Source organism: Pyxidicoccus caerfyrddinensis (assembly GCF_010894405.1).
Lineage (GTDB): Bacteria > Myxococcota > Myxococcia > Myxococcales > Myxococcaceae > Myxococcus > Myxococcus caerfyrddinensis.
The window spans coordinates 46207-58504 of sequence record NZ_JAAIYA010000027.1 but is presented as its reverse complement, the minus strand read 5'-3'; the positions used below and the strand labels follow the sequence as shown (position 1 = coordinate 58504).

Below are 12298 nucleotides of genomic sequence, written 5' to 3'. Positions count from 1 at the left end.
AGTGGCCACCCAGCTCGAAGAAGTTGTCGTGCGCGCCCACGCGCCGCACTCCGAGCAGCGGCGCCCAGATGTTCGCCACCACCTCCTCCAGGCCCGCGCGCGGCGCGACGTAGCCCTCGCGTCCCGCCTCCTCCTGGGGCGCCGGCAGCGCCTTGCGGTCCACCTTGCCACTCGGCGTCAGCGGCAGCGCGTCCAGCGGCACGAAGGCGGAGGGCACCATGTACTCGGGAAGCGTGGCCTTGAGCTCCGCGCGGAGCGCCGAGGGACGGACGTCAGCTCCTGCATCCGGCACCACGTAGGCGACGAGCCGCTTGTCTCCGGGAGTGGGCTCGCGCACCACCACGGTCACGTCGCGCACGCCCGCGTGCTTTCGCAGCGCGGACTCGATTTCGCCCAGCTCGATGCGGAAGCCGCGCAGCTTCACCTGGTCATCGGCGCGGCCCATGTACTCCAGATTTCCATCCGGGCGCTGCCGCACCAGGTCTCCCGTGCGGTACAGCCGCGCTCCGGGCTCGGTGCTGAAGGGGTCCGGCACGAAGCGCTCGGCCGTGAGGTCCGGCCGGCCCAGGTAGCCGTGCGCGAGGACGATGCCGCCGACGTACAGCTCCCCCGGAAGGCCCGTCGGCACCGGTTGCAGACGTGCATCCAGCACGCACGCGCGCACGCCGGGCGCCGCCTGGCCGATGGGGACGCGTCCCTGTTGCAGCTCCTGCTCAGGCACCGGGCCCAGGTCGCCCACGATGCAGATGACGGTGGCCTCGGTGGGGCCGTACTCGTTGGTGAGCCGCACGTGTGCTGGCGCCGCGCGCTGCCAGTCCAGCACGCGTGAGGCCGGCACCTTCTCTCCACCGATGCCCACCACGCGCACCGATGGCGGCAGGCGCACCACGCCGCTGGTCAGCGAGGCCGTCAGCTCCGCCCAGAAAGCCGTGGGCAGGAAGAGCACGGTGAGGCCCCACTGCTCGCAGCGCTCGCAGAAGGCCGCCGGGTCCAGCATCGCCTCCGTCCGCAGCACCACCGTCCCGCCCGTGAGCAGGGCCGGGAAGATCTCCTCCACGCTCTGGTCGAAGCTGAGCGTGGAGAACTGGAGCACCCGGTCCGCGGGCGTCAGCCCGTAGATGCGCGCGTTGCCGAGCGCATAGGCCGACACCGCGCGGTGCGGCGTCATCACAGCCTTGGGCCGGCCCGTCGAGCCGGAGGTGTAGATGAGGTACGCGAGCGCCGCAGCCGGCACCGGCCGGCCCGGATTCGTGTCCACCTCACGCGCCATGTCGGCGCGGTTCGCCTCGACGTCGAGCACTTCGACGTCCAGCGCGCCTGTCCGGGCCAGCACCCCCGCGTGGGTGAGCAGTCGCGTGGCGCCCGAGTCCGACAGCATGTACTCCAGCCGCTCCCGGGGATACGCCGGGTCCAGCGGCAGGTACGCCGCGCCCGCCTTCAGCACGCCCAGCAGGGCCACCATCGCGTCCAGCGAGCGCTCCAGCAGTACGCCGACGATGTCCCCCATGCGCACGCCCCGACGGAGCAGGTGGTGCGCGAGCTGGTTCGCCCGGACATTCAGCTCTCTGTACGTGAGCCGTCCCGCCTCGGAGTCGAGCGCCACCGCGTCCGGCGTGCGCGCCGCCTGCGCCTCGAAGAGCGCGTGGAGGCACGATGCGCCAGCCACCTCCGTCCCGGGGGCGTTCCACGCGGCCAGCATCCGTCGCCGCTCTGCCTCCGTCAGCAGCGGGAGCGAGGACAGGCGCCGCGCCGGCTCCGCGCAGGCGGCCTCCAGCAGGCGCGCGTGGTGCGCCGCCATGCGGGCCACCGTCGCCTCGTCGAAGAGGTCGGAGTTGTATTCCCAGAAGCCCATCCAGCCCCGCGCCGTCTCGCGCATGTAGAGCGTGAGGTCGAACGTGGCGACGCCGGGGTCGATGTCCAGCAACCCCAGCGACAGCCCGGGCAGCGTCACCGTGGGTGGCGCGTCTTGAAGGACGAACATCACCTGGAACAACGGCGAGCGGCTCAAGTCGCGCACGGGCTGCACCGCGTCCACCAGCTTCTCGAAGGGCACGTCCTGGTGCGCGAAGGCCCCGAGGCTCGTCTCGCGCACCCGGCCCAGCCACTCGCGGAAGCTCGGGTCGTCGGAGGCATCCAGCCGGAGTGCCAACGTGTTGACGAAGAAGCCGACCAGGTCCTCCAGTTCGCGCTGCGTGCGGCCGGCGATGGGCGTGCCCACGACGAGGTCCGACTGGCCGCTGTAGCGAGCCAGCAGCGCGTGGAAGGACGCCAGCAGCAGCATGAACGGCGTGACGTCCTCGCTCCGGCACAGCTCTCGGATGGAATCCGACAGCGCCTCCGGCAGCGGCACCTGCATCAGCGCGCCCTTGAAGCCCTGCACCGGAGGACGGGGCCGGTCCGTCGGCAGCTCCAGCAGGGCCGGTGCGCCCGCGAGCTGGCCCTTCCACCAGGACAGCTGCGCGTCCAGCACCTCGCCGCGCAGCCAGTCCCGCTGCCAGCGCGCGAAGTCCGCGTACTGCACCGGGAGTGGCGCCAACGTAGCCGCTTCGCCCGCGAGCGCCGCCGTGTAGAGCGCCTTCAGCTCTCGCAGCAGCACGCCGAGCGACCAGCCGTCACACACGATGTGGTGCATGACGAGCAGCAGCACGTGCTCGCCCTCCGCCGCGCGCAGCAGCGTCGCGCGCACCAGCGGGCCCACCGCGAGGTCGAAGGGGCGTTGGGCCTCTTCGCGTGCGCGCCGCGCGAGCGTGGCCTGGCGCGCATCATCCGGCAGCGCCGCCACGTCCTCCACCGCCAGCCGCAGCACGGGCTCCGGTGCGATGCGCTGCACCGGCCGGCCTTCCACCTGCACGAAGGTCGTCCGCAGCACCTCGTGCCGCCGGGTCAGCTCGCGCAGGCCCTGCTCCAGCGCGGCGACGTCCAGCCGACCCTCCAGCCGGAAGACGAAGGGGACGTTGTACGAGAAGCCACCAGCGTCCAACTGCGCGATGAACCACAGCCGCTGCTGGGAGAAGGACAGGGGCAGCTCGCCGTCCCTCGGCGTGGGCTCGAGCGGCGGCGGCCGCGCGGCTGTCGTGCCCCGTGGCATCGCGTCCAGCCGCTCCGCCAGTTCCGCCACCGTGGGAGCCTCGAAGAGCACCCGCACCGGGAACTCCACGCCCAGCGCCGCGCGCAGGCGTGAGGCCACCTGCGTGGCCAGGAGCGAATGGCCGCCCCGCTCGAAGAAGTGGTCATTCGCGCCCACGCGCGGCAGCTTCAGCAGCGGCGCCCAGATGTCCGCCACCAGCGCTTCCGTCGGCGTCCGGGGCTCGACGTACGCTTCCTGCGCCTCCTGGCCAGGGTCCGGCAGGGCCTTGCGGTCCGCCTTGCCGCTGGGCGTCAGCGGTAGCGCGTCCAGGTGCACCCATGCGGTAGGCACCATGTACTCGGGCAGCCGCTCCTTGAGGAACGCCTTCAGCGCGTCCGTCTCCGGCGTCTCGCCCTCCACGCCCACGACCCAGGCCACCAGTCGCTTCTCGCCCGGGCCCTGCTCGCGCGCGGCGACGACGCAGTCGCGCACGGCGGGGTGCTTGGCCAGCGTGGCCTCGATTTCGCCCAGTTCGATGCGGAAGCCGCGCACCTTCACCTGGGTGTCGCGGCGTCCGAGGAACTCAATGGCCCCGTCGGCGCGGTAGCGGGCCTGGTCGCCCGTGCGGTACATGCGCGCGCCGGGCCGGGTGCCGAACGGGTCCGGGATGAAGCGCTCCACGGTGAGGTCCGGCCGTCCCCAGTAACCGCGCGCCACCTGGAGGCCGCCGATGTACAGCTCGCCGGGGACTCCTACGGGTACGGGCTGCAGGTGCGAGTCGAGCAGGTGGATGCTCGCGTTGGCGATGGGCGTGCCGATGAGGGGCAGGTCGGGCCACGGCTCGGGGTCTCCGGAGAGGACGCAGAGGGTGGCGAGGTGAGTCTCCGTCGGGCCGTACTGGTTGTGCAGCACGGCGCCGGGCAGCCGCTTCATCAACAGGCGCAGGGCCGGGGTGATGCGAAGCTGCTCGCCGGCGGTGATGATTTCCTTGAGGTGACGGGGCACCAGGCCGTCCTGCTCGGAGACCTCGGCGAGGTTCTGAAGGGCGACGAAGGGAAGGAACATTCGTTCCACGCCGCGGGCGTCCATCAGCTCCAAGAGGGCGTGAGCGTCGCGGCGGACGTCCTCGGAGATGAGCACCAGCTCACCGCCGCCGGCCCAGGTGGCGAGCATCTCCTGAAAGGAGACGTCGAAGCTGAAGGCGGAGAACTGGAGGGTGCGGCCTGAGGGGACGGAGGAACTCTGCCGCTGGAAGTGGATGAGGTTGACGAGAGCGGCGTGGTGCATGGCGACGCCCTTGGGGGCGCCGGTGGAGCCAGAGGTGAAGATGACGTAGGTGAGCGACTCCGGCCCCGCGGTGGGCACCGGGTCCGCGTCAGGCTCATGAGCGAAGGCGTTGGCGTCGTCGAGGATGAGCGCGGTGGCGGTATGGGACGGCAGCACGAGCTGGAGGTGGCGCTGGGTGAGCAGCACCCGAGCACCGGACACCTCGAGCATGGCGGCGAGGCGCTCAGCGGGGTAGGCGGGGTCCAGGGGGACGTAGGCGCCGCCGGCCTTGAGGGTGGCGAGGACGGCGAGGGGGAGGTGGAGCGAGCGGTCCACGCAGATGGCGACGCGCTCGTCAGGCCCGACGCCGAGGGCACGCAGGTGGTGGGCGAGTTGGTTGGCGCGGCGGTTCAGCTCACCGTACGTGAGGCGCGCGTCACCGAAGCTGGCGGCGATGGCGTCGGGCTGGCGTACGGCCTGCGCCTCGAAGAGGGCGTGCACGGTGCGCAGGGCGGGGTAGGGGACCGCCGTGTCGTTCCACTCGCGCAGTAGCTGGTGCCGCTCGACGTCCGTCAGCAGCGGCAGCCGCGACAGCGTCTCCATGGGGTTGGCGCAGGCGGCCTCCAGCAGGCGCGTGTAGTGCGCCGCCAAGCGGAGGATGGTCGCCTCGTCGAAGAGGTCGCGGTTGTACTCCCAGCGACACACCCAGCCACCTGGGTCTTCGTAGAAGAAGAGGGTGATGTCGAAGCGCGCAACGCCGGGCTCGTAGGTGACTTCCTCCACGGTGACGCCCGGCCACTTCAGCACCGCCAGCGGCGTGCTCACGTGGACGAACATCACCTGGAACAGCGGCGAGCGGCTCGCGTCCCGCACGGGCACGAGCGCGTCCACCAACTGCTCGAAGGGCATGTCCGGGCGGGCGAATGCGCCGAGGCACCCCTCGCGCGTGCGGCGCAGCAGCTCCAGGAAGGACAGGTCTCCTGACGCGTCCAGCCGCAGCGCCAGTGTGTTGGCGAAGAAGCCGATGAGCTTCTCCACCTCGCGCCGGCCGCGTCCCGCGAAGGGCGTGCCCACGACGAGGTCGGACTGCCCGCTGTAGCGCGAGAGCAGCGCCCCGAAGCCCGCCAGCATCGCCATGTACGGCGTGACGCCCGCCTTGCGCGCCAGCTCGCGCACGGCCGCTGGTAGCGTCGCGGGCAGGGGCACCGGGAGGATGACCCCGCGGAACGTCTGCGCCGGGGGACGCGGCCTGTCCGTCGGCAGCTCCAGCACGGGCGGCGCACCGGCGAGCCGCTCCGTCCACCACGCGCGTTGGGCCTCCAGCGCTTCACCCTGGAGCCACTCCCGCTGCCAGTGCGCGAAGTCCGCGTACTGCACCGGCAGCGCCGGCAGCCGGGGCTCCTCGCCGCGCGAGTGCGCGAGGTAGAGCGTGTTCAGCTCGCTCGCCATCCAGTAGAACGACACCGCGTCGCAGACGATGTGGTGCGTGACGAAGAGCAACACGTGGTCTTCGTCCGCCACGCGCAGCAGCGTCGCGCGCACCAGCGGGCCCGCCTCCAGGTCGAACGGGTGGCGCGCCTCCTCCTCCGCGCGCCGCCGCACGGCCTCCTCGCGCGTTTCCTCGGACCGCGGCTCCAGCTCCTCCACGGACAGGGGCAGCGCCAGTGTCGGGGTGGTGCGCTGCACGGGCTGGCCATTCACCTCGGAGAACGTGGTCCGCAGCGCCTCGTGCCGCTGGACGACATCCGCCAGGGCGCGACGCAGCGCGGGCACGTCCAGCGGGCCCTTGAGCCGGACGAAGAAGTGGACGTTGTACGTGGCCGCGCTGCCCTCGAGCTGCGCGAGGAACCACAGCCGCTGCTGCATGAAGGACAGCGGCAACATCTCCGTCCGCGAGACGGGGACGAGGGGCGGACGCTTGCGCCCCGGAAGGGCTTCCGGTTTCGCCCCCTGGGACTCGGGGGCGCGCTCGTGCTGGCTCATGGTGTCAGGTCTCCAGGACGGCGAAGGCGCGCGGACGGAGCGAGCGCAGCATCACCGCGAGGACGAAGAAGGAAAGCGCCGCGATCGCGGTGACCAGGCGCACGCCCAGCCGGTCCGCCAGCGCGCCCTGCAGCCACACGCCCGCGGTGAAGCCGGCGTAGAGCAACATGCCGCTGAGGCTGGCGATGCGGGCCCGCAGCTCGCCCGGCACGCGCGACTGGCAGAGGGTGGCCAGCCCCGTGTTCGTCAGCATGTAGAGGCTGCCCAGCCCCAGCACGGCGACGACGGCGAAGGGCAGCGAGGGCGACAGCCAGTACGCCGCCGCCATGAGGCCGATGAGCAGCAGGCACCACTCGAGCAGGCGCCCACGCCCGAAGCGGTCCGCCAGCGAGCCCGCCGCGAGCGCGGCGAGAAGCGAGCCCGTCCCCTGCGCTCCGACGAGCAACGACGTGGCGCCCGCGTCCAGGTTGAGGACTCGGATGGCCATCACCGGTGCCAGCGCGGTGAAGGGCGCGATGCAGAACGCGACGGCCAGCGTGCCCAGCAGCGCCAGCGCGATGCCCGGCTCCTCACGCGCCACCTTCACGCCCTGGGCGATTCCCGCCCACAGACTCTCGGAGCGTGGGGCCTCGGCGGGCGCCACGCCGCGCACGAAGGCCAGCGCCACCAGCACCGCGAGGAAGGAGAGGGCATTGACGAGCAGCGCCCACTCCACGCCCGCCAGCGACACCACCGCCGCGCCCAGCGCCGGGCCGCAGATGCGCCCCACGTTGTACTGCGCGGAGTCCAGGCTCAGCGCGCTGTGCAGGTCCTCCTTCGGCACCACGCTGGCGATGAGCGCGGTGAAGGCCGGCAGGAAGAGGCTGGTGACACAGCCATTCAGGAACGAGACGGCCGCCACCGCCCCCACCGTGAGGTTGCCGGTGAAGGCGAGCGTCGCCAGGGTGCCGGCCAGCAGGAACTCCAGCGCCGTCCCCAGCGCGACGTAGCGGCGCCGGTCGAACCGGTCCGCCAGCGCCCCACCGAACGGCGACAGGACGATGGCGGGGAGGAACGTCAGCGCGGCGATTCCTCCCGTCCACTCCGCACGGCCCGTGACTTTCGTCACGTAGACGCCCAGCGCCAGCACCTCCATCCAGGTGCCGATGTTGGAGAGCGCCGCACCGGACAGGATGAGGGCGAAGTCCCGGTGCCTCAGGGCGCGGAGCGAGGAGAGACGCGACAGTCGGAGCGCGGACACGGTGGCCCCGTTCTACCTCACCCCGGGACGGCCTGCCCGGGGCTTCCAGGGTTGTAACATCTCACCGCTGTTCCCCGGACTGTCAGTCATTGACGCATCGCGCGACATCAGGCGACGCGGTTGTGCAGCTCCTCGAAGAAGCCGACCCACAGCGTCCAGATTTCCTCGGCGCCGCGGACGATGGTGGCCATCTCGTCGTCCGTGTACTGGAGGCCCACGGTGTGGCCCGCCGTCTCGACGTGGTCCGGCTCCTGCTTCACGTGGATGTCCACCCACGGCAGCGACTTGAGGCCGGTGGTGCGGCGCAGCAGCTTGCCCAGCTTCGCCACCATGGTGAGGTCCGCCACCTCCGTGCCGTAGAGGAAGCCCAGGCCGATGAGGTAGTCGTCCGTGGAGCGCTTGTAGCCGTCGATGAGGCGCTTGGTCGCGGGCGTCATCTCCGCCTCGGACACCGCCGCGCGCGCCAGGCCCGCGTCCGTCATCGTCGTGATGAACAGGCGCTCGTGCGCGTTCGCCGGGTCCCCCTCGCCGACCTCCTGGTCGAGGATGTGGGACACAGCCGTCTTCATCTCGAGCTGCGGACACGCGGCGAGCAGCCGGCCGAGGAAGTTGGGAAAGTAGTGCATCGGGTGCCACCACTGCCCGAGCACCGTCTCCGCATGGTCCTTCGACAGCGCGCGCTCATCCACCATCTGGAAGAAGCGATGCTTGAGCAGCTGCTCGCGGTTGGAATTCTTGTTCAGCGCCGCCTCGATGGATTGGTTCCGCATGGCGTCTCCAGGGCTTTGAGGTCCGCAGTCTCAACGGCGCGACATCGTAGTCCTTGAAAATGGAGAAAACAATGTCAGGCCAGTGATTGCTGCTTACCGTGATATCAGAATTAGACCCGCTTTGCGTGTGCGACAAGAGAGCTGGTATCAATCCGCCCATGTTGTCTCATTTGAGGGTGACCGCAGCGCTGCTGTTGGCGCTGTGTGGGTCGGGGGCCTGGGCCGCGCTGGAGGGCCCTGGTCGGGAGCAGTTCCTCCGCGCGGCGCGCACGCCGGGCGCCATCGTCGTGGACGGGAAGCTGGATGAGGCGGTGTGGGGCACGGCGCCCGTGTTCGACGGCTTCGTGCAGCGCTTCCCCAAGGCGGGCGCCACGCCCACCGAGCGCACCGAGCTGCGCGTCCTCTACGACGACGACACACTGTACGTCGGGGTCTACGCGCACGACTCGGAGCCGGCGCTCATCGACTACCGGCTGGGTCGGCGTGACAGCCTTCCCCGCGCGGACAGCGTCCACCTGCTCATCGACTCGGCGCATGACCACCGCACGGCCATGGTGTTCTCGCTGAGCGCCAGCGGCGTGCAGAGCGACGGCCTCTACTTCGACGACCGCAACTACACGCAGAACTGGGACGGCGTCTGGGACGCGGCGGCGGGCCGCGCGCCGGACGGCTGGGTGGCCGAGTACGCCATTCCCCTCTCGCTGCTGCCGTTTCCCCAGGCGCAGGTGCAGACGTGGGGCTTCTCCGTGCGCCGCGACATCGGCCGGAAGAACGAAGAAATCGAGTCGGTGGAGAACCCGCGCACCACCAACGCGGTGGCGTCGCGACTGGGGCACCTCACCGGGATGGAAGCGCTGCGCCCACACGCGCGCTGGGAGGTGCGGCCCTACCTGGCGGCTCGCGGGGTGATGCGGCCGCAGTTCTCCTCGCCCAACCAGCCCACGCCGCGGCTGCTCAGCCCGGTGCTGGACGTGGGGCTGGATGCGAAGGCGGCCGTCACCAGTGACTTGACGCTGAGCGCCACGCTCAACCCCGACTTCGGCGAGGTGGAGGCGGACCAGCTCCTGCTCAACCTCAGCACCTTCGAGGCCTTCTACCCGGAGCGTCGGCCCTTCTTCACGCAGGGTCTGGAGCTGTTCGAGCCGGTGGGCATGACGTCGGACACGGCGCCGATGACGCTCTTCTACTCGCGGCGCATCGGCCTCGCGACGCCCATCCTCGGCGCGGCGAAGATGACGGGCACGGTGGGCAAGGGTGTGCAGGTGGGCGTCATGGAGGCGCTCGTCACCTCTCCCTGGCAGGAGCGGGACGAGACGACTCCTGACCGCGGGCTGCACCTGGACGCGAGCCGGCCGCTGCACCTGGGCCCGGGCGTGGAGCTGCCCGGTTCTCCCACGGCCACCACCAACTTCCTGGTGGTGATGGCGCGCACGAAGGTGGGGACGAGCTCTCGCGTGGGCGGCTCGATTGCCTCGGCGCAGCCCTTCGAGGGGACGTGCCGGCCGGAGGACCTGGCCCCCACCTCGGGGCCGCCGCCGGCGTCGTGCACGGCGCTGGGCTCGCTGGCGGGCGCGCTGGACTTCGACGTGAAGACGGGCGACAGCCAGTGGGGTGTGCTGGGCCTGCTGACGGCGTCGCGCGCCATGGCGGGGCCCCCGGAGCGGCTGCTGCGCGACGGCACGGTGCTGCGGCGCGGGGACATGGGCGCGGGCGGCTACGTGCGCGCGGGCCGCTTCGGCGGCAAGGGCTTCCGGCCGGAGGTGGGCCTGGACCTGGCGCTGCCGAAGCTGGAGCTGAATGCCATCGGCTTCCAGCGCACGCAGAACGCCACGGCGCCGCGCTTCCAGTTGATGTACGCGCAGCCGGACGGCTTCGGGCCGCTGAACGACTTCTTCGCCACCCTCACCGTGAAGCCGCAGTGGACGGCGGACGGGCGGGGCGTGTACCGCGGCACGTCCGCCAGCCTCAGCGTGGACTCGCTGCTGCCCTCCTTCGACGTGCTGGGTGTGCAGGGCAGCCTGGACGTGGGCGGCTACGACGTGCGCGAGCTGGCCGGCACGGGTGTCCCGCTGGAGCGCACGGGCGTGGCGTACCTCGGCATCTATGGCAACACGAAGTCCACGCGCCAGGTGTACGTGGGCGGCAGCGCGGGGGTGAATCGCCGCCTGACCACGGCCGTGCTGCCCGCCCACACGGACTGGGCGGCCAGCGTGTACGCCGTGATGACGCCGCACCCGGCGCTGCAGACGCGCGTGGAGGTGGGCAGCGAGCGGGCGCGGCACGGGCCGCGCTACGTGACCCAGCAGGACGAGAGCCACTTCCTCCTCGGCGACCTGGACTCGCGCTACCTGTCCCTCACGCTGCGGCAGCAGTGGATTGTCTCGCCGAAGCTGACGCTGCAGGGGTACGCGCAGCTCTTCACGGCGTATGGCGTGTACGGGCGCTACTTCACGGCGGACTCGGGGGACGGCCGCTCGCGCATCGACCTGGACACCCTGGAGCCGACGGTGCGGCTCGACAGCGCCAACTTCCATGACACGGCGCTGAACGTGAATGCCGTGGCGCGGTGGGAGTACCGGCTGGGCTCCACGCTCTTCCTCGTGTACTCGCACACGCAGCAGGGCCTGCCCACGCCCGTCGGAGAGGTGGCCCCCGCGACACTGGGGCCGAAGCGGTTGCTCGACGGCCCTTCGACGGACGCGGTGATGCTCAAGTGGAGCTATTACTGGGGCGCGTGAAGCGCCCGCTCCGGAGACAACCCCATGGATGCGCGCTTCACCCCGGAGCACGAGGCGTTCCGCCGCACGGTGCGCCAGTTCGTCGAGAAGGAGCTGACGCCGCACGCGCTGGAGTGGGACCGCGCGGGCCACTTCCCGCGCGAGGTCTACAAGAAGTGCGGCGAGCTGGGCTTCTTCGGCATCGACCATGACCCGAAGTACGGCGGCAGCGGGCTGGACTCCTGGTACGTCACCGTCTTCGCCGAGGAGCTGGCGCGCAGCCAGAATGGCGGCGTCAGCATGTCGCTGATGGTGCAGGGGCAGATGGCCACGCCCGTCATCAACGAGGTGGGCACCGACGAGCAGAAGCGCGAGTTCCTCGCCCCCGCGCTCGCGGGCGAGCGCATCGCCGCACTGGCCATGAGCGAGCCGGGCGCGGGCTCGGACCTGGCGCGCCTGAGTACCAAGGCGCGGCGCGACGGGGACGACTACGTCCTCAACGGCTCCAAGATGTGGATTACCAACGGCGCCCGCGCGGACTTCCTCGTCCTGGCCGTGCGCACCGGCGGCGAGGGCCCCACCGGCATCTCCCTGGTGACGTGCCCCACGGACGTGAAGGGCTTCCAGGTCTCGAAGAAGCTGGAGAAGGTGGGGCAGCGCTCCTCGGACATGGCCATCCTCTTCTTCGAGGACTGCCGCATCCCCGCGCGCTACGTGCTGGGCCGGGAGAACGACGGCTTCTCCCTCATCATGAACAGCTTCCACGCCGAGCGGCTGGTGACGGCCGTCAACACCGTGGCGGTGATGGACGTGCTGCTGCGCGAGGCCATCCGCTACGGCCGCGAGCGCAAGGCCTTTGGCGAGCGGCTGGTGGACTTCCAGGTGTGGCGCCACAAGTTCGTGGACCACCTCACCCTGGTGGAAGCGGCGCGGCAGCTCACCTACCACGCGGTGGACCTCTACGAGCGCAAGCGCCGGCAGAAGGTGAAGCCGGTGAAGGAGATTTCCATGGCCAAGCTCCTCACCACCGAGCTGGCCCAGCGGGTCGCCTACGACTGCCAGCAGTTCTACGGCGGGCTGGGCTACGTCGAGGAGACGCACGTCGCCCGCGCCTGGCGCGATGTGCGCATGCTCACCATCGGCGGGGGGACCTCCGAGGTCATGAAGGAAATCATCGCCAGCATGCTCGCACTGTGACGGTGCGTCGCTGGCGCGTCGCGCCACGAGTCACAAGAGGTGGAGAGAGGGAGGCCGC

5 protein-coding genes are annotated in these 12298 nt (G+C 71.0%); 2 read left to right on the top strand and 3 right to left on the bottom strand.

Annotated features, from left to right (window positions below; genetic code table 11):
* The 3 genes from G4D86_RS42445 to G4D86_RS42435 form a co-directional block, all read right to left on the bottom strand.
* Positions 1-6316 (bottom strand): non-ribosomal peptide synthetase (locus G4D86_RS42445; protein WP_164000318.1); only part of this gene is annotated, 6316 nt, incomplete at its 3' end.
* A 4-nt stretch (positions 6317-6320) separates the two neighbouring features.
* Positions 6321-7556 carry an MFS transporter gene (locus tag G4D86_RS42440; RefSeq protein WP_164000315.1) on the bottom strand — a complete coding sequence of 412 codons (1236 nt, stop codon included), beginning with the start codon at positions 7554-7556 and terminating at the stop codon, positions 6321-6323.
* Positions 7557-7663: 107 nt separating this feature from the next.
* Positions 7664-8326, bottom strand: a complete 663-nt coding sequence (locus G4D86_RS42435) for an iron-containing redox enzyme family protein (protein ID WP_164000313.1) — start codon at positions 8324-8326, stop codon at positions 7664-7666.
* 176 nt (positions 8327-8502) lie between these two features.
* Between G4D86_RS42435 and G4D86_RS42430 the strand changes: the two genes are divergently transcribed.
* The gene (locus G4D86_RS42430; protein WP_240360799.1) at positions 8503-11064 is read left to right on the top strand and encodes a carbohydrate binding family 9 domain-containing protein; all 2562 of its coding nucleotides are present in this window, start codon (positions 8503-8505) and stop codon (positions 11062-11064) included.
* Positions 11065-11088: 24 nt separating this feature from the next.
* The gene (locus G4D86_RS42425) at positions 11089-12240 is read left to right on the top strand and encodes an acyl-CoA dehydrogenase family protein (protein WP_164000311.1); all 1152 of its coding nucleotides are present in this window, start codon (positions 11089-11091) and stop codon (positions 12238-12240) included.
* Positions 12241-12298: the final 58 nt, after the last annotated feature.